Annotated in this window: 19 protein-coding genes and 3 pseudogenes; 10 read left to right on the plus strand and 12 right to left on the minus strand. The window is 46.7% G+C overall.

The window, feature by feature from the left end; genetic code table 11:
* The first annotated feature begins 195 nt into the window (after positions 1–195).
* Positions 196–1,617, plus strand: a complete 1,422-nt coding sequence (locus ACX1CU_RS18945) for an EAL domain-containing protein (protein WP_459399780.1) — start codon at positions 196–198, stop codon at positions 1,615–1,617.
* A 577-nt stretch (positions 1,618–2,194) separates the two neighbouring features.
* On the opposite strand, the gene ACX1CU_RS18950 is transcribed toward ACX1CU_RS18945, so the two are convergent.
* The 5 genes from ACX1CU_RS18950 to ACX1CU_RS18970 form a co-directional block, all read right to left on the minus strand.
* Positions 2,195–2,824 (minus strand): LuxR C-terminal-related transcriptional regulator, encoded by a 630-nt coding sequence (locus tag ACX1CU_RS18950; protein WP_459399781.1) that lies wholly within the window; start codon positions 2,822–2,824, stop codon positions 2,195–2,197.
* Between the two features lie 615 nt (positions 2,825–3,439).
* A complete protein-coding gene (locus ACX1CU_RS18955) occupies positions 3,440–4,615 on the minus strand; it encodes a fimbrial protein (protein ID WP_459399782.1) in 1,176 nt (391 codons plus the stop codon).
* The gene (locus tag ACX1CU_RS18960; protein ID WP_459399783.1) at positions 4,612–7,179 is read right to left on the minus strand and encodes a fimbria/pilus outer membrane usher protein; all 2,568 of its coding nucleotides are present in this window, start codon (positions 7,177–7,179) and stop codon (positions 4,612–4,614) included. Before ACX1CU_RS18960 ends, ACX1CU_RS18955 begins: the two co-directional genes overlap by 4 nt.
* A gap of 40 nt (positions 7,180–7,219) precedes the next feature.
* Positions 7,220–7,954 (minus strand): fimbrial biogenesis chaperone, encoded by a 735-nt coding sequence (locus ACX1CU_RS18965; RefSeq protein ID WP_459399784.1) that lies wholly within the window; start codon positions 7,952–7,954, stop codon positions 7,220–7,222.
* A gap of 67 nt (positions 7,955–8,021) precedes the next feature.
* Complete coding sequence (locus tag ACX1CU_RS18970) at positions 8,022–8,543, minus strand: fimbrial protein (RefSeq protein ID WP_459399785.1); 522 nt, start codon at positions 8,541–8,543, stop codon at positions 8,022–8,024.
* Positions 8,544–9,314: 771 nt separating this feature from the next.
* Here ACX1CU_RS18970 and ACX1CU_RS18975 point away from each other — a divergent pair.
* From ACX1CU_RS18975 to ACX1CU_RS19005, 7 genes and pseudogenes are all read left to right on the plus strand, one after another.
* Positions 9,315–10,002, plus strand: a pseudogene (locus ACX1CU_RS18975) (IS6 family transposase).
* A 539-nt stretch (positions 10,003–10,541) separates the two neighbouring features.
* Complete coding sequence (locus ACX1CU_RS18980; RefSeq protein WP_459399786.1) at positions 10,542–10,805, plus strand: hypothetical protein; 264 nt, start codon at positions 10,542–10,544, stop codon at positions 10,803–10,805.
* Between the two features lie 147 nt (positions 10,806–10,952).
* Positions 10,953–11,576, plus strand: a complete 624-nt coding sequence (locus ACX1CU_RS18985) for a helix-turn-helix domain-containing protein (RefSeq protein ID WP_459399787.1) — start codon at positions 10,953–10,955, stop codon at positions 11,574–11,576.
* 149 nt (positions 11,577–11,725) lie between these two features.
* Positions 11,726–12,196, plus strand: a complete 471-nt coding sequence (locus ACX1CU_RS18990) for a hypothetical protein (protein WP_459399788.1) — start codon at positions 11,726–11,728, stop codon at positions 12,194–12,196.
* Positions 12,197–12,296: 100 nt separating this feature from the next.
* Positions 12,297–12,488: a YlcI/YnfO family protein gene (locus ACX1CU_RS18995; protein ID WP_459399789.1), complete on the plus strand. Its 192-nt coding sequence runs from the start codon at positions 12,297–12,299 to the stop codon at positions 12,486–12,488.
* A 544-nt stretch (positions 12,489–13,032) separates the two neighbouring features.
* Positions 13,033–13,266, plus strand: a pseudogene (locus tag ACX1CU_RS19000) (DDE-type integrase/transposase/recombinase); the annotation flags it as partial.
* A gap of 58 nt (positions 13,267–13,324) precedes the next feature.
* A pseudogene (locus ACX1CU_RS19005) lies at positions 13,325–13,663 on the plus strand (sensor histidine kinase); the annotation flags it as partial.
* Between the two features lie 101 nt (positions 13,664–13,764).
* Here the strand turns inward: ACX1CU_RS19005 and gcvP are convergent.
* The 3 genes from gcvP to gcvT form a co-directional block, all read right to left on the minus strand.
* Positions 13,765–16,644 carry an aminomethyl-transferring glycine dehydrogenase gene (gene gcvP / locus ACX1CU_RS19010; protein WP_459399790.1) on the minus strand — a complete coding sequence of 960 codons (2,880 nt, stop codon included), beginning with the start codon at positions 16,642–16,644 and terminating at the stop codon, positions 13,765–13,767.
* Positions 16,645–16,736: 92 nt separating this feature from the next.
* Positions 16,737–17,123 (minus strand): glycine cleavage system protein GcvH, encoded by a 387-nt coding sequence (gene gcvH / locus ACX1CU_RS19015; RefSeq protein WP_459399791.1) that lies wholly within the window; start codon positions 17,121–17,123, stop codon positions 16,737–16,739.
* A 30-nt stretch (positions 17,124–17,153) separates the two neighbouring features.
* The gene (gene gcvT, locus ACX1CU_RS19020; protein WP_459399792.1) at positions 17,154–18,251 is read right to left on the minus strand and encodes a glycine cleavage system aminomethyltransferase GcvT; all 1,098 of its coding nucleotides are present in this window, start codon (positions 18,249–18,251) and stop codon (positions 17,154–17,156) included.
* A gap of 717 nt (positions 18,252–18,968) precedes the next feature.
* On the opposite strand from gcvT, the gene ACX1CU_RS19025 reads away from it, so the two are divergent.
* Entirely contained in the window at positions 18,969–19,529 is a 561-nt protein-coding gene (locus ACX1CU_RS19025; protein WP_459399793.1) for a YajG family lipoprotein, read from the plus strand.
* Positions 19,530–19,532: 3 nt separating this feature from the next.
* On the plus strand, positions 19,533–19,985 hold the full coding sequence (locus tag ACX1CU_RS19030) for an outer membrane lipoprotein (protein WP_459399794.1): 453 nt from the start codon (positions 19,533–19,535) through the stop codon (positions 19,983–19,985).
* Positions 19,986–20,201: 216 nt separating this feature from the next.
* On the opposite strand, the gene ubiI is transcribed toward ACX1CU_RS19030, so the two are convergent.
* The 4 genes from ubiI to ACX1CU_RS19050 are packed head-to-tail and all read right to left on the minus strand — an operon-like array spanning position 20,202 to position 24,580.
* The gene (gene ubiI, locus ACX1CU_RS19035; protein WP_459399795.1) at positions 20,202–21,404 is read right to left on the minus strand and encodes an FAD-dependent 2-octaprenylphenol hydroxylase; all 1,203 of its coding nucleotides are present in this window, start codon (positions 21,402–21,404) and stop codon (positions 20,202–20,204) included.
* Between the two features lie 45 nt (positions 21,405–21,449).
* Positions 21,450–22,628, minus strand: a complete 1,179-nt coding sequence (gene ubiH, locus ACX1CU_RS19040) for a 2-octaprenyl-6-methoxyphenyl hydroxylase (protein WP_459399796.1) — start codon at positions 22,626–22,628, stop codon at positions 21,450–21,452.
* Position 22,629: 1 nt separating this feature from the next.
* Complete coding sequence (gene pepP / locus ACX1CU_RS19045) at positions 22,630–23,943, minus strand: Xaa-Pro aminopeptidase (RefSeq protein WP_459399797.1); 1,314 nt, start codon at positions 23,941–23,943, stop codon at positions 22,630–22,632.
* A 58-nt stretch (positions 23,944–24,001) separates the two neighbouring features.
* Positions 24,002–24,580, minus strand: coding sequence for a YecA/YgfB family protein (locus ACX1CU_RS19050; protein WP_459399798.1), 579 nt, complete (start codon positions 24,578–24,580; stop codon positions 24,002–24,004).
* Between the last annotated feature and the right edge of the window lie 43 nt (positions 24,581–24,623).

The following is a 24,623-nucleotide window of genomic DNA, read 5'->3' on the forward strand; positions in this document are numbered from 1 at the left end:
ATAGAGTTTGGAATCTTTCTCTTGGTTATTTTTAGTATAGGATTGCACTTATTTTTTAAGGGTGATCATTTTGTGTATCGCACCTCGATAGTATTACTTAACGCCCGACTGTAACTACGGCTAAGCGTCGGAGCATATCGTATTTTAGTCACCTCAGCGAAAAAGACTCATGACTGTGGAAGTTGGACCTGGCAAATGAAAATATTTTTTCAGCAGGCTAAGAATCGCAAAAGTGCGCTCACGGGCAATGAGTGGAGGGGCGAAAAACTCCTGATTAGTCGTGGGCTTCCGATTACTGCAGAACGCCTTACTTATGAAAATCCATCCACACAGACTAATCAAGACCCTATTACAGGTTTGCCAGATCGCTACACCATTCAGAGGTCTATCAGCGAGGCTATCTTAGGGTGCCATGACAGCAATATTGGGCTCTTGTATATCGACCTCGATAACTTCAAAAAAGTGAACTACGCATATGGACACGGATTCGGTGACAGCCTGTTGGCAGAGGTTTCGCGCGCTCTCCGCGATTGCCTAGAAAATGGAGAAATGCTGGCTCGTTCAGGGGGCGATGAGTTTCTGATTCTGGTCTATCAAGCGACGCCACTCGTGTTACAAAAAATTGCACAGCGGATTATTGACCGCTTGGTCTCCCCCTTCCAGATCAACCAGATTGAAATTTACATCAGTTGCTCTATCGGTATTTCACTGTGTCCAGAACATAGTTGTGATCTCGACAGTCTGATGCGTAACGCAGATACTGCCATGTATAGTGCCAAAAAGAACGGTAAGCACAGGTTTAGCCTCTTTTCACCGATAATGAACCAAAGTCTTGCTGATGATATGTGGATGGACACCAACCTGCGTAAAGGACTGGCTCAGAATCAACTGGTGATGTACTACCAACCGAAGATCAGCACTCAAAGTGGTCAAGTACATAGCGTAGAGTCACTGGTTCGCTGGAACTCGCCTGAACGTGGCTTAATCTCGCCATTAGAATTTATTCCTTATGCTGAAGAGTCTGGACTGATTATCCCGTTAGGACGCTGGGTACTAGAAACAGTCGCCAGGCAGGTAGCAAACTGGCAACACCAAGGCATAGACCTGCGCGTCGCAGTGAACCTTTCTGGCCAGCAATTGGTAGATAATAGGATTGTTAGCGACCTCATCAACGTCTTGAAAGAAAACCAGCTCACACACTGCCCACTGGATTTTGAACTGACGGAAAGCTACATGCTCGAAAATGAAAAACACGCCTGTGAGGTGATTACACAACTTCGAGTACTCGGTGCACAGATACATCTGGACGACTTTGGCACAGGTTACTCTTCACTCTCTCAATTGATACGACTCCCTCTCGATGCCATCAAGCTGGATAAGAGCTTTGTACATGGAGTGGTTCAGCAACCGAGAACACAATCCTTAGTACAGGCTATTATAGCGGTAGCCAAAGCACTGCAATTTCGGGTCATTGCCGAAGGAATTGAAACAGAAAGTGAGAGTCGTTTCCTCGATTGCGCAGGTGTTGATGAAAAACAGGGGTTTTTATTTGCTCATCCTATGACTCCTCAACAATTAGAGCATTGGTTGCGATCGTACATACCTACACCTAAATAAAGCCATGGTATATTTCTTGTATAATGAATTTATTTTATATGAAATTTATAATTATAAAAAATAGAAAACCACTCTAACTTATTAAATAACACCCCCATTAATAATTACGCTCAACCTTGGCATATCACCCACATGCTAAACAATCTAAGAAGGCATTATCACTCAGCGCAAAATGGATTTATGAAACAGTGTATTGAAGTGGCGTTTTTTTGAGAAGGCTCCTCAGGAAAAATCCGTAATTTAAATAAAGCATTATGAAAAGCAGTGTTTGACAATGAAATAAAGTTTACTTTTTTTGAAGGGAGATTGCGAACTAACTCACGATACAAAAAACAGCCAGGAACTACCTGTGCATAGTAAATTTTGGATGTACTAGGCTGTTTTTAGTCGACTATAAAATCAATAGGTATAGCCTAGCACGCTGACAAAAATGAAGTTGCACATTTATTTATATCTATAAACACCTGGTATTGCCTTCGTAATTTACACACATAAAATCATTCAATTATAGAAAGAGAAATATAAAAGTATTAATCTGAAATATAAAAGTAGCTCACACACTTTGAGAGTTAAATTACTAATTAATGAAGTCACTGGATTCAAATAATCCGGCGAGACCAATAACACTATCAATGCGCAACTTAGCGAGTATATTCTTTTTATGAGAACTTACCGTTTTCTCACTGATATTGAAGAATCTCGATATCTCATTGTTTTTAAGACCTTTGGTTAAAGCTATGGCGATAGAAATTTCTCGCTTTGAAAGATTACTGAGAACACTAGGCGTAACCTCATCATTTTCATCACTATAGGATGGAAAGCAATTGAAATCATTAGTGATTAATTTTATTGCATTTAAAAGTATATCAAAAGAGTGCCTTCTGGAAACAAAACCATTGACCCCAATTTGAAAAGCCCTACTTGAATAAACCCTCTCGTTACTCCCTGAGTAAATCAGTATCTTAGCTGCCAAATGCGCTTTTCTTATATTGGAAACAATCTTTGCTGTTGACATATTAGCATCAACAATAACCAGCCCCGGTTTTTCCTTAGCTATATCCGTAAAAAGATTTGGATGGGTTTCAGAACTACCAATAACTCGCATACCTAAGCGGGTGTGAATCAATGTCGCTAAAGATTCGCGTACTATAGGATGTTCATCAATGATGTAAACTGACATATTTACGACTTTTCTTTTAATGTCCATAAAAAACCTTTTTCAAATGAGATAAATCCAATTTTAAGTTTGCACCCCTTGGTATCTAAGTCTATTTTTAAATAAAACTTTAGGGATTATATTTTGCATAAAATAAACTCCTTTTTTACTATCCTTGATAGCGAATTTATGTACTGTATATACTTTTTATGCCGAAAACTAAGATGCCTAATGAAAAAATATTCGCATCAAGTGGTTAGCAATTAATCACAACGCTTAATTATAATTATTTCCCTTTCGAGCACCCTACTACTCAGTATAGTATCAAATCAGATATATACCGTAGTATCGCCGAGATAGTAATGAAAAAATCAGAATAAAAATATTCGACAAAAGTATTTAGCGTCAACATTAACATAATTCACCGGCACTTAAAAATTTTTCTGAAGCAGACCGCTAACGACACCTTACTCGAATCAGCAAATCATAGGGGGAGTAACAACATACTTGGCAGAAAAAATGGCATAATTTCAGCCTGTGAACATGCATCAAGAGCCTTACTTGTAAAGGCCCATACTTTTAAATATCAGAGGGAATATTCAATCAAATTATCGGCATATGCCTCTTCCTTCATCGTGCCCAATAAATCCGTATCGCGACTGGACCTTATTGATAATTAATATCTATTGTTGCTGTAGCATTTGCTGTCCCACTGAGGGAGTTCTGCGCATTGGCGGTTCTATAATAGTTAGCTGAAAATCGAATAACATCAGAAGTTACACTTCCTACCGCATCACCAATGGCAAGTATTGATGAGGTATTTGACCTACCAAAATTAATTGGTAGATACTGCCCACCGGCTTGGCCAAAAGGTAACTCACTTAACTGAAGAGAAAAACCTTTCGCCACATTACTGCCATTGAGTGCGATCAGGCCTAGCGAATTATTGGGGTCATTGACAGTATCCCGCTGATTTGCGTTCACTCGATAGGTGACTGCGGTATTCGGCAGGCAACGCAAACCAATCTGAAATGGTACAGCAGTAGTGGTCGCTCCCACATTCTGGCTGGAGAAGTCAGCAGAAATACGATTACCCAGATTAACGGTTTTATACAGATCGTTAGAAATAATTCCGCAGGTACGCACCAAAAAATTCACAGTCTGAATGTAAAAATAAAAGACAAAATCATTATAGGCAGTATTATCGCTACTGGTGTAATTCACCATTTGAAAGCTCATGTACTGAAGAAGTCCACCAGTCCCCCAATTAATCGTACCGGCATTTGCATTGGCAGCCTGGTAACCTTGGAAACCAATATTCTGGATCCCGAAATCCTGCATGCGGATCACAACTGGATTGCTTGGGCTAGCATTAGCAGCCAGAATAAATGTAGCCCCTCGCGTTGTATTATTCTGCAGACCTGTAAACCAAACTTTATCTCCCGCTGGACTGTTGTACCACATTTCTGCCGAATAATAGGCGATAGAAGTTCGCTGTAGATTCGGATAACCGCTATTGGTAAAACGAACATCTGATGGCAGGTGGGTATATAATACCGGAGTAACTAATACAGGTGCAGTACAGCTCATACCCCAGCCTGCGTTAGGTAATACGTTTGCATAGGTGTTATTGGTTGGGTTGGGATACTTACCATCATTCACAGCAACAATACCACTTGCGGAAGGTATATCTATATTTTGATTCCCTAGAGTTTGACCTGGTATCCAGTTACAAGCGCGAACAGCCAATACCTGTTGCGACAATAGTCCAAAAAAAAGAGTGATAGACAATATTCCTATTACTCGTTTATTAGGAAGAATTTTTAATAAAAATGATTTCATTTTTGTTCTCTAAGTGTTTCTTTCATGGACTCACATGGCAGGGAAAGTTGACGAATCCCATGAGTATTACCGGCTGGTTTCTCTTTATCAAAATGATAACCAATACGGCACCGGCCGGTTAAATCCGAGCGCCAAGAGACTATCAATACGCCATCATCATTTAACCCGGCGGCATACAATATACCCCCCTGCCCCACCATACCGACATTATTACCCTTCTCATCCGTCACCATGGCCCCCATTGGCAAAGGTTCACCACTGGCGGTGGTACTTTCGATAAATGCCTTAATACCTGAGCGGGTATTGAATTTCACTTTAACAATTGCACCGCTATAAGGCACCACAGTGGTTCCGCTACTTAGTAGTTCTGTACTTTCGGGCATACCTTGAGGATCGATATTAATGGTGTTAGTACGGTACGCACTCAAATAAGGCACGATGGCATAACCAAAAGGATCAATAGTAACACCAGGAATATTTTCTACTCTGGCGCCTGTAGCATCTTTCGCTTCGACTAAAGCCATGGAGTCTGCGGCATACTGGCCTAAAGTCAGGCCTCCAGAGTGAACGATTGCTGAACCAGACATCCCCAGCGCATATTGCTGGAATTGTTTACCTTGACTAGCGGACAATGAAGCTTGCCCCTGTGAATAACTTTTTGTCATATTTCCAGATATGGAGTGCTGATCACGATTATCAGTGCTGGTTGATACGCCATAGGAGAAGTCATTATCTTGCCCTAATGAACCATTAATACCCAACGTAGCCTGAGATTCCCCTTCACTGTTGGTGTTAAAACTGGTTGTCATATTGTGACGACTATTACCTTCACCACCAAATGGCAAGCTCAATGTCAACATATATTGATTTTGATTCACACCTAAATTATTATTTACTCGGGAAGCAGAGACACCAATGCTAATATTTTTTATAACAACCGAGTATCCAGCCTGATAATTGCTCGATGAACCTGGCCTGTCCCAATAAGACAGGATTGAGCCGGATAAAAACAGGCTGCCGTAATCCGCAACTTGTTGACTGACTGATAATTCAAAGCGCCCCTTCTGGCGAAATACATTATCATATGCCTGATCCCGTTGCTGCGCAGCCTCATTAAAGCCATAGTAGCCTCTATCAGAATATCGATAAGTTGCCAGAGACAGAAACGTCTGGCTAGCTTCAAAAAATTTACTGTGGGAGGCTTTGACACTCCAGCCATTGCTATTACCTGTTGGTAAATCTGCCGATGAACCAGTAATATCTACCCCCAGAGCACCTAAACGGGTATTAACTGCGGACCCAATCACTGCGGACTGATAATTCTCTGAGAGCTGGCTTCCTAGATAAGCAGTGACGCGATTGGATAACCCACGGGAATAGAGTGCTTGCACGAATTTTGGCTGGTTGCGTAAAATACGGTTATTCAATTGGCCTAAAGTCACCGCATAGCGTGAACTATTCTCACGTAACAGTGAGGCAACTGAAGAATAGGGCACAGAAAATGACTGTATTGTGCCATCAGTTTCTGCGATGACAACGTCAAGTTCACCACCATATCCGGTAGGATATAAATCGTCGATCATAAAGGCACCGGGAGCAACGGTCGTTTTACTCAACAAAACACCGCGCTGGCTAACCTGTACCAGAGCATTAGTACGGGCGATACCACGCACTACGGGAGCAAACCCCTGTTGCGAAGCTGGCAGCATACGGTCATCGGAAGCAAGTTGAATACCGCGAAAACTCAGGCTATCAAAGTATTGCCCGGAAGTATTGTATTCACCGGCTACCAATATCCCATTTAGCACGGGTAACGGGCGTTGCAGATAGCTATTCAGCGTTGTCCAGTTACTGCCACCTGCGTTACTGGTGCTGTAGTTAGAGTTATTTCTCAGTTGCCACAGGCCAACGTTTACACCACTGTTGAGTACGCTAAAAAAGTTAGTCGTGGTTTGTGTCTGTTGGTTACTGTTAAAGCGGGACTCATAATAATTGGTATTATAGTTAATAAAACCCGCATTAACACCCGCATCCCATAGTTCAGGGTTGACACTTCCCTGAGATTGACGTTGCAGGTAGAGTTGAGAAATTGCAAAATTCACGGCTAGATCAGGCATATTTAGCACGTAAGTCGCTGAAGGAACCAGTGATTCCAATATAATACAGCTATCTAGGTCAGATGCACGCGAACGATTTTCAACCCTGATATTCAACAAGTTGATTAGCTCTTTATCCAGACAGATAACTTTCTTATTAGCTACTTCTTTAATCAGTACATTGGCATGGCCAACACGTTGTTGATTAACCAAGATCGACATACTGTAATTACCTGGAGAAATATCATTCCCATGTGCAAATCGAGCTACATCGACTTTTTCCGAACCAACCAGGAAACCAGTGTTATACAGATATGACTGTCCTTGAAAATTATCTTTTGATACCGATTCATTATCGGCAGCAGAAGCTAATTCCACAGTAAATATATTTGCTAAAAATATAAATTGAGCGATAAGTAAATTATAGTTAGCATTATTTTTAGCGCGCCATTTAATTAGCCAATTCATATATAAACAGTGTGCCCATGTGTGAAGATAAAGCAGACAATCAAAGTGTCGTTGTATATTCCGTCGCACCACCCTGATCATTAATCAGTCGATAGCTTAACTTCATTGGTGCAGTACTTTCAGGAACTTTAACTTTGGTACTCAACGACCCAAAGGGAGATATCATGCCAAAGCTTTCCAATGATACTGTCACAGGCTTATTATTTACCATGACATTTACCTGAGAAAAAGACAAATAATAAGGTGATGTATTTTTACAACTAAGAATCAGGATTTTCGCAGCCTCTTTATTACTGGTGCACTGCATCTGTTTAGCCAAATCATCTGTTTTAGGTGTTGCCAAACTGGCAGGGCGATAAAATAACTTTATCCGACTCCTGAATGCAAGTTGCAAACTATTTCCCCTATTCTTAGTGTCTGTTGGTGGTATTTCAAACACATTCACCCAAAATACAGACTCTCTATCTTTCACCGATATACTGCCATTATAGATTATGCGTAATGACTGCCCTTGCCTTGGCTCCATGCGGAACATTGGCGGTGTAATGATAAAAGGCGTTTTAGGCATATTGGCTGACATAGTAGGATTACCATCATCAACCCATGTTTGTACGAGAACAGGCAATGTATTATCATTTTCAGTACGTAGAGAAACTTCCTGCTTATCGCCTGGAAAAATCACACGGGTACCATGCAAAATAACATTTGCTGGTACGTAGGGTGTATAGCTACTGAATAACAATGCTAAAATAGCATTCATTTTTATTTTGTTCATTTCACTCTCAGATATAACGCAATGAATAGAGAGGGGATAATATCCCCTCTACAATCAGTTAGCTATTTTACTGATATGACAGAGTGTATGAAACCTCTGAGTTTGCAATCCCTATTGTCGCTTCACCGGTAGCATAATAAGATGCAATATAATTCAGAGTTGCATTGCCTGAAGCTAGAGTAACATAGCTTGATGCTGGAACTGTACCATTAACCGGTTGTGCAACGCCTTGGCTGTCATACAGTGCCACTTCAACATTACTGGCAGTAGATGTCGCATCCAGATTCAGACGGCCATCGGCATTGCCCAGAGTAAGGGATTCAAAACGAGCGGCAACAGCCGTTGAACCACCAGCACACTGGGTAAGTGTCAGCGCAAAGTTTTGCGAACCTGCGGTTTGCCCTACAGATGCTAAAGATGATGCCGGAACCGCACCAAGATTTACTAGTTGTGAACCCGTTAGGCCACCATTAATTGAACAAGTGTTCGCTGTGATATTTCCGGTAAAATCGATTTGCCCATCTGCAGCATTTGCCAAATTAGTGGCCCCGACTAGGATAAGTGACAGTACTATCGCAATTTTTTTCATTTAGAGACACCGTGTATATAAATAAGGGCTATTATGTAAACTGTGGAATGGATCACATCTATATTGGTAATTTTATAGTTCACTACAAGAAATTATGCATGCATGAAAACCAAAATCATTGAATCTTTCAATTCATACATATCATAGTTATCTTTCTCGATTTACGTATATCTACATATTCCCATTGTCACGTGGGATTTTTCTTACACGTAATGGGATTTTACTTAAAACATGTCAGATAAATATAGATACCCTTATACTAATAATTACCTCAAAATAACTTAAAGTTATTAACTTTTTACTTAAAAATGTATAAACTATAGCAATCGATTAATTATTACATCTTAAGTAAAAACAAAATATTACATAAAATAACCATGTGAATTAATCCCCATATAATAAAAAGGAGTAAGAACCACATTGAAAAAGCAGCGAAACCACCGTTATCAGACAATCGTATTAATGCCGTAACTTTCATACACTATAAAATCCGTTGCTTACCCATATGCTTCATTAATGGAGTTGCAAGTGAGAAACTCATGGCCATGTATGACATACTGATTTTTTAAACAACTGGTCACATTAAAAAATAGGGCCGTAAAAATCCATCCTGCTATATTTCCTGTTAAATCGCTTCTTTCAAATCTAGTTATTCCCCCCTCAGCCGCCCAATAGCGTTGCAGCTTGTTCCGCCAGAATCCCATAAAATGGTCCTGTCGCATTAGGGCGTCGTCAGATAACATGCTGTTTTTTTTACGATGTTGCCTACCCATGTCACTAATCCGAATAGCCTTCCGTCGTCTGCATTACCCCACTGATGTTATCGCTCAGTGTGTTCTCTGGTATCTCGCTTATGCCCTGAGCCTGCGCAATTTGGAAGAGATGATGGCAGAGCGCGGTATTCTTGTTGACCATTCCACGCTTCACCGTTGGATTATTCGCCTGGCGCCCTTGCTGGATAAGGTATTTCGCCGACATAAGCGCGCAGTGGGTCGGCGGTGGCGAATGGATGAAACCTATATAAAAATCAAAGGCCAGTGGAAATATCTGTATCGGGCAGTTGACAGCAACGGCCAAACCATCGATTTTCTGCTGACCACCAAACGTGATGCCGCAGCCGCACTGCGTTTCTTTCGCAAAGCCATTCGACACCACGATGAGCCAGAAATTTATTGATAAAAGTGGTGCCAACACGGCAGCGCTGTCCACACTCAACGCCGACAAACTAGATGAAGCCATGACCATCAGGCAGAGCAAATACCTGAACAACCTGGTGGAGCAGGATCACCGAAATATCAAACGGCGGACACGACCGATGCTGGGGTTCAAATCATTTAGGCGTGCGCAGACCATATTGGCGGGCATTGAGTTAGTCCACATGATACGCAAAGAACAGCTTCATCATCCAACTGGCGACGGATTGTACCCGGCGGAACAATTTTATCTGTTGGTCGCCTAAAAAATAGGCAGTCCACATTTTTTCGTCTTCCCTACGTTAACACGACAAAGCCGGGTATAGTAAAATCGCTTAAGCTTGGTGAGTTAACTTCAGTGAACTACTACCAAGCACTGGTTTTAATTATTTCCACTCTGTTACTAACTGTTAATTAAGCAGCTGTTGTTGTGATACTCTCTGTGGAATGAATTTCCCGTGCTGTAGCGAAATATTTATACATGTAGATGAAATCTAGTAAATTTAATATTTCACCTCCTCTGTATAGTAGTTATTTTTCACTTCCTTAGTATATGTATATATTCCCAAACGAATGTGGGATTCTTCCTATAACTGATGGGATTTTACTTAATAATAATCAATGCAATATTGAGGTGGTTGTTTGTGGGTTTATCGCCTTGGTCAAAAATAATTTATTTGCTGAGTGTCATTACTTGTTGTTTTATAGTCTGATTTTTCTCTATGATTCATTTTCATCAATGTGTTGAATTAAATTATCTCCATCGATGTAGCATGATGGAATGCAGTAATTCATTCATTTTTGAATGCCTGCAATCATTGCCAGTTACGATTTATCTGATACAGTAAGAATGCTTCTTCTCGTTGATGTAGCTGCGTTGAATGGAGCTAATTCTAGCTACTTTGGATGGCTTGGCAGAAATCATCCTCGTGAAATGATGATTTTTACACCAATGAAAATTGGCTTTTTGGACAATGATCTTCGCAGGGGTGACTTATTCAACAGCTCTGAAAGGATTGGCGGTAATTATCTGAATGTTGTTAAAGTGTACTTTATACGACTTTTTTAATACGAGATTAGGTAAAATTATAGTAGAAATTTATTTCTAATAAATTCCATGTCGTTGATTAGCTAGGATAATGCACGTCTGCACCTTTCACTCTACCAGTTGGGTTGAAATTTACTTAATTCACCCAGTACCTTAGAGAGCATATGTATGAAAAAGTATAAAGTCATGTTGAGTAGTAACTGCCAGTTTACCCTAGCAGGGTTAGAATATGTAATCAGCAGTGATCCAAGCCTTTCAGCGAAAACTGATGTTGTCAGTTGGCCAGTGAATTGGCTCAACGATAGTGAGTGTGTAGGGTTTGGCATTGATATCCTTATTCTTGTACTTGATCCGACGGTTAACCACATGGTTACTCAACTGAACAGTAGTATAAGCAGATGGAAAGGCGTGAATATGGTGTTGTTGACTCCGTTTAACTATCCTGATGGAGTGAGTAATTATTTAAGTCAAATGATGAATGTACGGGCTGTATATAGCCCCACAGTTTCAGTCATAAGATTACAGAATAAATTGATGGATATACTCGAACACCGCATTCCTGATCAGATGAAAAAAATTATGAAGCTTTCTCCGCAGGAGCGGGTTGTGATCAGATCCTTATTAATGGGGAAAAGCACTAGCCTGATAGCATGCGAGTTAAAATTGAATTACAAGACGATAAGTAGTCATAAACGTACTGCATTAATGAAGTTTGGGATACGTTCATTGCATGGACTAATGATGCTTGGGCTCCATAACTGCACTATAGAGTCAGGAAGGAATGTATATTAATTGGCAATCGGCAGGGTATGTATTTTATATATTTTAAAAACCACCCTTGAAAAAAAATTATCAAGGCGCTGAGCCTAATCTTGACATTATATGATATCATCCTTAGTGCTAAAGTCAGGTAAATATTTAACCAGGTAAAATATAAATAAATGGATATGGGAATTCTCATGCTCACATTGATAGTCATTATGGTATTTAAATTGGTTAGCCACCTGTCCATGATATGTAGAAGGTATACTCTTCGCATAATTTCACTTTCGTATGCAGGTATATTTTTCGTAATCTTTGGAGGTTTTTCCTTCAATGCTTGGAGTATAGAAAAAACCATAAATACAACGTGTGATTCCAGTCCTGAGTGCTATGCAAAAAATAATCACAATCCAGTTCGAGAGTGCCAGCGAGCTCTTGATGAAAAGGCTGCATTCAGCTATTTCTGGTCGGCACCCCTATCAATACCAGTGTTTACAACGTACTTATGGCTTGATGAAGGAAAGAAAACCATCCAAATATTTGGACAGCATGCAAAGGTTATAAATAATTTTGGAATGATAATGCCATTGCAATATTTTTGTGTTTTCAATGCTGATACGGGCTACATTATTGCATCATCTTTTGAATGAGTATTATTAAATTATGTAGTTAAGTAGCATTCTGAAGTCAAATCTTGTGGTGGTAGACTCCAGTGCGAGTAGGGAAAGAAAAAACGGAGGAGTAATATCAATGGCAAGCAATGCAATCAATACGAAATCGAGAAAGGTACAAGCGCGGACTCCGCACAATGTTGTTGGCGCAATGGAAAAAGCAAAAGAAGTAGGTGAAAGCACCGGTCAGTTTATTGTTACAGCTATACAGTTTGAAATTAAGCGCAGGCAGAATAGAGAAGAGAAGAAAGGATCTAAGGATTTACCTTAGGGAAATTTCATGTGCTGTAGTTGAGAACCTAAATCGCATGGCGCCTTGTGCTGTGTAGAGTAAGTATATAACAGTGTTTTGTTGAGTGAGGATGCATGTTTGAATTGACAACCCTATTAGTACTAATAATTATTACAGTGACTTCATTCTATATGCATTATCGAAAGGTATGTCAACAACGGTTACCAAAATCAAGGCGTTCATATCACTATCATACTAAGAGGAAACAATGATACTAATAAATTTCATGTTTCATAATAATTTTTCAAGAAGATATCAGCTCCCTGCCTAAGTGAAAATAAAATTATCTGTTGACAATTTAAATAAATTACTTTTCACACCCATGTAACTACTGGAAATAACAGTATTAGTTGGGGGATGGGAATTATGACAGGCACAGAATGTTTTCTAAATATATGCACTGTGTTTAATGAGATTAGAATTTAAAAGCTTACTGAGAAATAGCTCAATATATAACTGTAAGTGTCCGGCGAACTCATATTTTTAACAAAACTCTGCTGTCACATGCTGCCCACATTCACTAGAAGAAGAAGCCATGACCATCAGGCAGAGCAAATACCTGAACAACCTGGTGGAGCAGGATCACCGAAATATCAAACGGCGGACACGACCGATACTGGGGTTCAAATCATTTAGGCGTGCGCAGACGATATTGGCGGACATTGAGTTAGTCCACATGATACGCAAAGAACAGCTTCATCATCCAACTGGCGACGGATTGTACCCGGCGGAACAATTTTATCTGTTGGCCGCCTGAAAAATAGGCAGCTCACATTTTTCGTCTTCCCTACGTTAACGCGACAAAGCCATCGATAGTGGCGATCTTCACCAATCTACTGGAAAACGCAATTAAATATACCCCAGCGGGAGGGCAAGTCGAGGTCCATATCCGCTCGCTCGCCCCGCTAGGGTGTTATATCACCCTGCGCGACAACGGCCTGGGGATAGGCGCAGAATATCATAAGCCACTGTTTGAGCGTTTTTATCGCGTCCCTGGCACGCTGCAAACCGGTAGCGGTCTGGGGCTGGCGATCGCTAAAAATCTGGCGGATAAAATTGGCGCGCAACTACGCATAACCGAAGGGCTGGATGAACGCGGGATTGGCTTTACTATCGTTCTGCCGCAACATTGCCAACTGCCTGCGGGGAACTGAATACCAGATTGGGCCGCCCAAGATCTGCAACTGCGGTGCTGCAATAAAAAAGGGACACCGCATCATGCAGTGCCCCTCGATCATTCATTTTACGGATCGTGTTATTCGTATTCGCTCATCGGTACACAAGAGCAGAACAGATTGCGATCGCCATAAACGTCATCAAGACGCTTCACGCTCGGCCAGTACTTGTTCTCACGCACACCGGCCACCGGGAATACTGCCAGTTCGCGGCTGTATGCATGCTGCCAGTTGCTGACCAGTTCGGCCTGAATGTGCGGCGCATTAACCAGTGGGTTATCTTCCAGCGGCCATTCGCCTTTATGCACCCGGTCGATCTCGCTGCGGATCGCCAACATCGCCTCAATAAAGCGATCCAGCTCCACTTTGCTTTCCGACTCGGTCGGCTCCACCATCAGCGTGCCCGCTACCGGGAACGACATGGTTGGCGCATGGAAACCGTAATCGATCAGGCGTTTGGCGATATCCATTTCGCTGATGCCGGTCTGTTCCTTCAGCGGGCGGATATCCAGAATGCACTCGTGCGCCACGCGGTGATCGCGGCCGGTATACAGCACCGGATAAGCGTCTTTCAGGCGAGTCGCGATGTAGTTGGCATTCAGGATCGCCACTTGGCTGGCCTGCTTCAGGCCTTCCGCTCCCATCATGCGAATGTACATCCAGCTGATCGGCAGAATTGAGGCGCTGCCGAACGGTGCGGCAGACACTGCGCCCTGCTGCGTGGTCACACCGTCGATCTGCACCACGCTGTGACCAGGAACAAACGGGGCCAGATGTGCTTTAACACCGATCGGCCCCATGCCTGGGCCGCCGCCGCCGTGTGGGATACAGAAGGTTTTATGCAGGTTAAGGTGTGAGACATCAGCACCGATATAGCCCGGCGTGGTAATGCCCACCTGAGCGTTCATGTTGGCACCGTCGAGATACACTTGGCCGCCGAACTGATGCACGATCTGGCACACTTCGCGGATGGTTTCTTCATACACGCCGTGGGTCGACGGGTAGGTCACCATGATGCAGGAGAGTTCGTCCCCGGCCTGCTCGGCCTTCAGCCGCAAATCGTGCAGATCGATGTTGCCGTTCTTGTCACAGGCCACCACCACCACGCTCATGCCCGCCATCTGGGCAGAAGCTGGGTTAGTGCCGTGCGCGGAACTTGGGATCAGGCAGATATGACGGCCCGCTTCGTTACGGCTTGCGTGATAACGGCGGATCGCCAGTAAACCGGCATATTCGCCCTGCGCGCCGGAGTTCGGCTGCATGCATACCGCATCGTAGCCGGTCAGTTGCACCAGCCACTGAGAAAGTTGACCAATCATCTGCTGATAACCAGCAGCCTGCTCTGGCGGGCAGAACGGATGCAGTTCAGCGAACTCAGGCCAGGTGATCGGGATCATTTCCGCTGCGGCATTCAGCTTCATGGTGCAGGAGCCCAGCGGGATCATCGCCTGATTCAGCGCCAGATCTTTGCGCTCCAAGCGATGCATATAGCGCATCATCTCGGTTTCGCTGTGGTAACGGTTGAATACCGGATGGGTGAGGATCGGCTCTTTACGCAGCATCGCCGCCGGGATTGATGAGCTACCGCTGCTGACTGCCGCATCCAACGCGTCGATATCCAGCCCATGGTTATCCCCCGCCAGCACGGCAAACAGCGCCTGCACGTCTTCACGCGAGGTGGCTTCATCCAGCGTGATACCCACTGCGCCGTGAATATCGGTGCGCAGGTTGATGCCAAAACTCAGCGCGCGATCCAGCACCGCCGCCTTGTCTTTCACTTCCACGGTCAAGGTATCGAACCAGGTTTTGTGACGCAGTTGCAGACCCGCTTGTTGCAAACCAGCGGCCAGGATATCGGTCAGGCGATGGATGCGCCCGGCGATACGTTGCAGGCCTTGTGGACCATGGTACACCGCATACAGGCTGGCGATATTGGCCAGCAGCACCTGCGAAGTACAGATATTCGAGTTGGCCTTTTCGCGGCGGATATGTTGCTCGCGGGTCTGCATCGCCATGCGCAGCGCGGTGTTACCGGCAGCGTCACGGGAAACACCGATGATCCGGCCCGGCATTGAGCGTTTGAATTCGTCACGGCAGGCGAAGAACGCCGCGTGTGGGCCACCGTAGCCCATCGGCACACCAAAGCGCTGAGCGGAGCCAAACACCACGTCTGCACCTTGTTTGCCAGGTGCGGTCAACAGCACCAGCGCCATGATGTCCGCCGCCATGCTGGTGATGATTTTGCGGTTCTTCAGCTCAGCCAGCAGAGCGCTGTAATCATGCAGTTCACCGGTAGTACCCACCTGCTGCAACAGCACGCCAAACACGCCTTGCAGTTCCAGCACTTTCGCCGGTTTGTCGACGATCACTTCAAAACCGAAGGTTTCGGCACGGGTGCGCACCACGTCCAGCGTTTGCGGATGCACATCGTCAGCGACAAAGAAACGGTTGGCGTCTTTCAGCTTGCTGGCACGTTTGGCCAACGCCATTGATTCTGCTGCGGCTGTGGCTTCATCCAGCAACGAGGCGGAAGCCAGATCCAGCCCGGTAAGATCGAGCGTCACGGTCTGGAAGTTGAGCAACGCCTCCAAGCGGCCTTGCGACACTTCTGGCTGATAAGGGGTATAGGCGGTGTACCAGCCTGGATTTTCCAGCATATTGCGCAGGATCACCGGCGGCGTCAGCACCGCGCTGTAGCCCATACCGATATAGGATTTGTAGCGCTGATTCTGCGCAGCAATCGCCTTCAACTCGGCCAATGCCTGATGTTCAGTGACCGCATCGCCCACCGGCGGTGGCCCAGGCAGTTGAATGTCTGCTGGCACAATCTGTTGGATAAGCGCGCTGAGCGTGCGTGCGCCCACCGCGTCCAACATCTGCTGCTGTTGCTCTGCAGAAGGGCCGATGTGGCGTTCGATAAACGCTTCGCTGTGTTCAAGTTGGCTGAGTGTCTGGGTCATTGCTACAGATTCCTGAATGCTTGCGGGGTACGGGATAGCGCCTGAACTGCAAAACGCCCCGCTGTGGAGTCACATGCGGGGCGTTAAACTGATTACTCTTCGATGGAGGCTTGATACGCATCTGCATCTAGCAGATCGTCCAGCTCAGCTTCATCAGAAGCCTTGATGCGGAACAGCCAACCATCGCCATACGGCTCGCTGTTGACCAACTCTGGAGAGACTTCCAGATCGCCATTGACGGCAATGACTTCACCGCTGATTGGCGCATAAATATCCGAAGCGGCCTTCACGGACTCCGCTACGGCACAATCATCACCGGCAGAAACGGTGGTGCCCACTTCCGGCAGATCGACAAATACCATATCGCCCAACAGCTCCTGCGCGTGCTCGGTGATACCTACCACGTATTCGCCGTTACCTTCGTCACGCACCCACTCATGGGATGCGGCGTATTTCAGTTCTGATGGCACATTGCTCATTGACCTACTACTCCTTCGAAAAAATAGAAACTAATTGATCAGGGACTTACCGGCGCGCACAAAACCAGGTTTAGTCACTTTTACTGGCATTTCCCGGTTACGGATCTGTACAACCGCCTGCTCGCCAATACCGGCAGGCACACGCGCCAACGCAATACTATAGCCCAAGGTCGGTGAGAAGGAGCCGCTGGTAATCACACCTTCATGCACCTGACCCGTTGCATCGGTGAAACGCACCGGCAACTCATTACGTAATACGCCTTTTTCCGTCATGATCAAACCGACCAGTTGTTCGGTGCCCTGCTCACGCTGCTGCTCCAACGCCTCACGGCCAATAAACTGGCGATCCTGCGGCTCCCAGGCAATCGTCCAGCCCATGTTGGCGGCCAGCGGTGAAATCCCCTCGTCCATTTCCTGCCCGTATAGGTTCATACCGGCTTCCAAACGTAGAGTGTCACGCGCGCCTAGCCCGGCAGGCTTGACGCCAGCGGCCAGCAACTGCTGCCAGAAATCAACCGCCCGCTCTTTTGGCAGGGCGATTTCATAACCGGCTTCACCGGTGTAACCGGTGGTGGCGATAAACAGATCCCCGGCTTGCACGCCAAAGAAGGGCTTCATGCCTTCCACGGCCTGCTTTTGCTGCGGAGTAAATAAGGTGGCGGCACGCTCTTTGGCCTGCGGGCCTTGCACCGCGATCAGCGCCAGATCGTCACGCACCGTCAGTTCAACGCCGTAGGGTGCCGCATGTTGTTCGATCCAGGCTAAGTCTTTGTCACGCGTGGCGGAGTTCACCACCAGGCGGAAATAATCTTCGGTGAAGAAGTAAACGATCAGATCGTCAATCACGCCGCCGGACGCATTCAGCATGCCGCTATACAGCGCTTTACCCGATTGAGTGAGTTTGGCGACATCATTCGCCAACAGATAACGCAGAAATTCGCGAGTACGGGCACCGTGCAGATCCACAATGGTCATGTGGGAAACATCAAACATGCCCGCATCTTGGCGCACCCTGTGGTGCTCATCAAGCTGAGAGCCGTAATGCAGCGGCATCATCCAGCCATGAAAATCGACCATGCGCGCACCGCACGCCACGTGCTGATCGTACAGTGGGGTTTGCTTTGTCATCTTTTCCCTCTTTCCACTCAAAAAGCCGAAGACAGGGTGTTGCTACGCAATAAGGCAGGTGTGGCTCGTGGAACGTCTCACGGGCCTGATTACGTGGCGCACGCTGACTGCTCAATACACATTGCCGTGCTGACAATCAGCACGACGCAAACGATACCTTGACCTTGAACTTATCACTGAACGAACGCGTTAACCATAAGTTAAAATATACTCAACTTCGTTCAAGGCCAGTAAATTGCCACGCTAGTGTGCGGAGTTTTTCACTGGAAAACTGCGCTTATAAGCACAAAAGACACAATTAAAGCGGTATAAATCCGAAGTTATGTAACAAACAATCGATAAGCAGGAGAGTTTTGGCTTTTCAGAACGAAACATAGGATTAGAAAAAGTAATGGTAAAAACCAGCTGAAATTAGAATTTCTCAAATGAAGGGGAGATAAAAGAAAGCTATGGGTACTCTATTTAATTGAGAGTTCAGCTTGCCGCTCGCTGAACATTACGAATTTCCTTAGGCTACCCATACAACAAAAATAGGATCCTCCCCGGGCCCTGCAAGAAAATTGAAGCAGCGCAGTGACAAAACAGGCTTGCTCATCTTGTCGTCATTTAGCCCCCATCATTTCCGTGTCTACTTCATTTCATCAAGACATTATTTCTCTTTGTAAATATTTATGATAAATTTTAATTTCTCTATGTATCAAGGACAGGATAAAAGAAATGAAAATAGTTAATATAGTTGCTTGCTTGTTTCTAACGTTTATTTTAACGGGATGCGTTTCTGTTCCTCCAATGAATTTCTCAGTGCCTAATGTAGGTGTAAGTAATAAAAAAATTGATGCCGAAATTAAATCAATAACAGTTTCTCTTGCTAGGCCAGATGAGCAGAAAGGTGATATTCAGCTTGGAATGGAAGAGATTCCGCCATTATGGAAAAGCTCATTAGAGGAGTCACTTAACCGGATGGCTATTTTTAACGACAACTCGGATAAAAAAATCAGCCTTTCAGTAAAAATCCTTGCCATTGATGTTCCCTCTTTTGGCGCTTCCGTTACTACAAAGGCGATTGCCCGATATGAACTGATTAGCCGTTCGAATGGTAGTATTATCTACACTCAAGACATATCCTCTACTGGTACTGTACCTATGAGTTATACAATTGTTGGTGTTGTGAGGGGAAGAGAGTCACTTAATAGAGCGGTGCAGAATAATATAACTCAGTTCTTGCAAGCGCTAGAAACAGTTGATATTTCTAAACCCATGTTCCCAGTAAAAAATTAAAGTATGAGAACTACAATAGCATTTTTCGCCCTTTTCCTACTCATGGGATGTGCACCAAACGTCTCTCCGAATAGTTATTCTGTCGGTTCTGTAGGAGAGGTTAACCGTACAGTGGCTGGAACTATAATCAGTGCAAGAAGCGTAAAAATTGATGGAACATCAGGACTTGGTAGCGCTTCAGGTACTGTTGTTGGTGCCACTGCAGGTTCAGCATTGGGTGGGGGTGTTCGTTCCAATATTACTGGAGCCGTTGGTGGTGCCTTGATTGGAGGAGTTGCGGGAGCTTTAGCTGAGAACGCTATGACTAAACAGGTAGGAATGGAATATGTTATTCAAACCGAAAATGGAAACTTGATGACAATTGTACAAGGAGATACGCCTTCTTATATTATAGGAACCAAAGTGTTAGTTCTTTATGGCAGTCCATCAAGAATCATTCTCGACCCAAGGGTTTAAATTATAAAAAACCGCACAAATAATTCCCACTTCGTATTTATGGGACTAATAAGCGGCAATTGACTGCTGATATAAATCAGAACAATCAATAATGCTGTAAAAATTCGGTTTTTATCTGATATTCCACACCCGTTTTAAGAATAAGTTTATCAGTAGCCCCACTAGCATAGTCTGGCGATAAAAGTTCCTACGGGAGCTTTTATCGCCTTTCATATTTTAAACCAACCACTCAGGCAAATCATTCAGCCCCATTGCCTGGCGCACCAGTTTTGGCTTCACGCCCGGCAGGCTGTCTGCCAAGCATAGGCCGACGTCACGCAGCAGCTTTTTGGCTGGGTTGTTACCGGCAAACAGCTCGCGGAACCCTTGCATACTGGCCAGCATTACCGCGGCACCATGCTTACGGCGGCGCTCATAGCGGCGCAGATACAGGTGCTGGCCGATGTCTTTACCCTGACGTTGCAGGCGCTTGAGCTCGGATATCAGCTCGGCGGCATCCATAAAGCCCAGATTCACCCCTTGCCCGGCCAGCGGATGCACGGTGTGCGCCGCATCCCCCACCAGCGCCAGACGATGGGCGGCAAAGCTGCGGGCATAACGCCCGGTGAGCGGGAAGGTTAAGCGCTCACTTTCCAGCACGCAGTTGCCCAAACGCATATCAAAGGTCATGGCCAGTTCGCGGTTAAAAGCTGTTGGCTCAAGCTGCTTTAGCCGTTCCGCTTCTTCCGGTGCTACTGACCAGACGATCGAGCTCAGATGCGGATCGTTAAATGGCAGGAAGGCCAGAATACCGTCGCCGTGGAAAACCTGGCGTGCCGTGGCCAAATGCGGTTCTTCGGTGCGGATCGTGGCCACCAGCGCGCTGTGGCGATAATCCCAGAAGGTCAGCGGGATATCGGCATGCTGGCGCAGCCAGGAATTGGCACCGTCTGCCCCCACCAGCAAGCGGGCGGTCAACATGCGGCCATCTTCCAGCGTGATAAAGGCGTCGTTTTCGCCCCATGCCACCTGTTTCAGCGCCGCAGGGGCGATCAGCGTTACGTCGGCCAGCGCTTGCGCCTTTTTCCACAGCGCCTGCTGAATCACTTCATTTTCAATGATATGGCCCAAATGGCTGAAGCCGCATTCATCGCCCCGGAAGGCGATTTTGCCAAAACTGTCACGATCCCAGACTTCCATCGCGTTATACGCGCTGGCGCGCAGATTGCGGATATCATCCCACACGCCAATCTGTTGCAGCAGGCGCTCGCTGGCAGCATTAATGGCGGAGACGCGCAGCGCCGGAAGCTCTTGCAGCGGCGATGTTTCCGGCTGCCGCTGTTCCAGCACCGCCACGCGCAGGCCGCTGCCCTGCAAACCGCAGGCCAGCGCCAGTCCCACCATACCGCCACCGGCGATAATCACATCAAATGATTGCATGCTGCTTGAATTCCTTAAATTAGCGGACACCCAAAAACGGGATATTTAGCGCTCAACCCAGCCTAAGGTGCGTTTGGCAAAAGCATCACGCACCGCCGGTAACTGCTCCATCGCCATCAGCCCCAGATTACGCCCGGCAACCAGTGGAGCATAGTCGTTGGCAAACAGGCGGATTAAACCGTCGGTCACGCCGATGGTCGCCTGTTGATCCTGCTGCCGCCGCTGCTGATAACGGCTCAATAGCGCATAAGCGCCCAGATCTTCACCGGCCTGTGCTGCTTTTGCCAGCGTTTCTGCCAACGACATCACATCGCGCAGGCCCAGATTAAAACCCTGCCCGGCGATCGGATGCAGCGTCTGCGCCGCATTCCCCACCAGCGCCAAACGGTGGCTGACATGTTGGTTAGCCATCAACAGACTTAAAGGATAACTGTGGCGCTGGCCCGCTTTCAGCATTTTGCCCAACCGCCAGCCGAACGCCTTTTGTAGTTCACTAAGGAAACGTTCATCGTCCCAGCTATCCACCTGTGCCCGATCTGCTCTGGCATGACACCAGACAAGCGAACTGCGCCCCTGTGACATCGGCAGCAGCGCCAGCGGCCCGAAGCGGGTAAAGCGTTCAAAGGCTCGCCCCTGCGGCGCTTCTGCGGTGGTGACGTTGGCAATGGTCGCAAACTGCGGGTAATCACGTTGCTGCCACTGCACATTACAGGCCTGCGCCAGTGCCGAGCGTGAACCATCCGCCGCCACCAACAGTTGCCCGCTTAAACGCTGCCCATTGTCCAACTTCACTTCAGCATGAGTCACCGTACGCAGCACATCGACCACTTTAGCCGGGCAATGCAGCGTGATGCCTGGCGCTTTCGCCAGCAGCGCAAACAGCCGCTGCCCGGCGTCGTGCAGTTCAATCACCTGCCCCAGCGCATCAACCTGATAATCCTGCGCATGCAGATTCACAAACCCGGCATGACCACGATCGCTAACATGTACATGGGTAATCGCCGTGGCGCAACTACGCAACGCGGGCCAGATACCGATGCGCGCTAACTGCTGGCAGGTTCCCTGCGCCAGAGCGATGGCTCGGGCATCAAAACCAGGATGAGCACTATCGTCGGGCCGAGTTGCCTCAACCAGATCGATAGCCACCTTACCCTGAGTCAGGGATGAAATCGCCAACGCCAGCGTTGCGCCCGCCATCCCGCCGCCAACAATAATGATGCTCATACTATCTTGCCGCCGCCATCAGGGCTTCAATGGCATCAGGATCCTTCACTACGCTGGCGGTGAGGTTTTCATTACCGTCTTTGGTAATCAGGATGTCATCTTCGATACGAATGCCGATACCACGGTATTCCTGCGGCACGTCGGCATCTGGCGCGATATACAGGCCAGGTTCGATCGTCAACACCATTCCCGGCTCCAGAATACGATCGCGGCTTGGGGAACCGTAGTGACCGACGTCATGCACATCCAATCCCAGCCAGTGGCTCAGGCCATGCATAAAGAACGGGCGATGTGCCTGTTCGGCAAACAGATGTTCCACCTCACCTTTCAGCACGCCCAGTTCAACCAGGCCAGTGATCATGATGCGCACCACCTGATCGTTCACCTCGCGGATGCTGATCCCCGGTTTAAACATCTCCAAACCACGGTTGATCGACGCCAGCACGATGTCATACACCGCACGCTGCGGCTTGCTGAACTTGCCGTTTACCGGGAAGGTGCGCGTAATATCACCAGCATAGCTGCGATATTCACAACCCGCGTCGATCAGCACCAGATCGCCATCGCGCATTTCGCATTCGTTCTCGGTGTAATGCAGGATACATGCATTTTCACCGCTGCCGACGATGGTGTTGTAAGAAGGGTAACGCGCGCCGAGGCGGCCGAATTCGTGCAGGATTTCTGCTTCCAGTTGATATTCGAACATCCCTGGGCGGCATTTTTCCATCGCGCGGGTATGGGCCAGCGCGCTGATCTCACCGGCGCGGCGCATAGCGGCCACTTCTTCTGGCGATTTGAACAGGCGCATGTCATGCAGCCACGGGCGGTAATCGGTGATGGTCGCCGGGGCTTGCAGGTTCTGGCGGAAACCCTTGCGCAATTTATCCAACGCAGCAAACAGGATGTCATCCGCATAAGCGTATTGCCCCTGTGCGTGATACACCACGTCCAGGCCGTTGAGCAACAGGTGCAGTTGGTCATTGATCTCATTGAATGCCAAGGCGCGATCCACGCCCAGTTTTGCTGGCGCGGCCTCTTGCCCTAAACGGCGGCCAAACCAGATTTCTGCCGTCAGATCGCGCACCCGGTTGAACAGGACGCTGTGATTATGGGTTTCATCGCTTTTCACCAGAATCAACACGGCTTCCGGCTCGTTAAAGCCGGTCAGATACCAGAAATCACTGTTCTGACGATAGGGGTATTCAGAATCCGCATTACGTGCCACTTCCGGGGCAGCGAAAACAACCGCTGCGCTGCCCGGAGCCATCTTCGCCAACAGCGCCTGACGGCGGTTGTGAAATTCCTGCTGAGTCATCACCTTCTCCTGAAATCGGTTTACCTGTGCTCATGGGCAGCCACGCTTAACTGCGCAATCAATGTAATGTCGGTTTGTTCATTTCCGGTGCCGTCGGCTTATGACGGGTAAATTCAGTATGGCAAAGGAGCGCAACAACCCGCACATATTCAACCACTTCTTCCAGCGACTGCTCCAACTCTTCCTGGTCCTCGTCTTCGTCGTAGCCCAGTTGAGCGATATTGCGCAGATCGTCGATCGCTTCGCCCACTTCGTCTTTCATCTGCGCCAACTTGGGCTGCATCATGCCCAGCCCCAGCAGGAAATGGTTCACCCATCCTGCCAACGCATCGGCACGCTCAAAGACGCTGACCGTATCGCCTTCCGGCATCAATAACTGGAACATGAACTCGTCGTCTTCCAGCGTATCGCGGGTCACTTCATGCAGTTGCTGCAACGGCAAGCCCAGCGCCTGTGGGAAGGCCTCACCTTCGTTGGTCAGTTCGAACACCAGCGTCCGCCAGCTGGCATCACGGTTGCCGCCGCACAGTAGGCCGCTGATCAAGCCGTGCATTTCTGCGGCCGTTAAGGCTACCGCCTGCTGGTTGAGAGCAACGGTCAAAGATTGGTAACTTGGAAATGTATTCTGTATGGACATGCGCATTCGTCGTCGTTGGCAGGATAAGTTCGTGTTATGCTAC

The sequence above is a fragment of the Serratia sp. D1N4 genome (genome assembly GCF_054552755.1).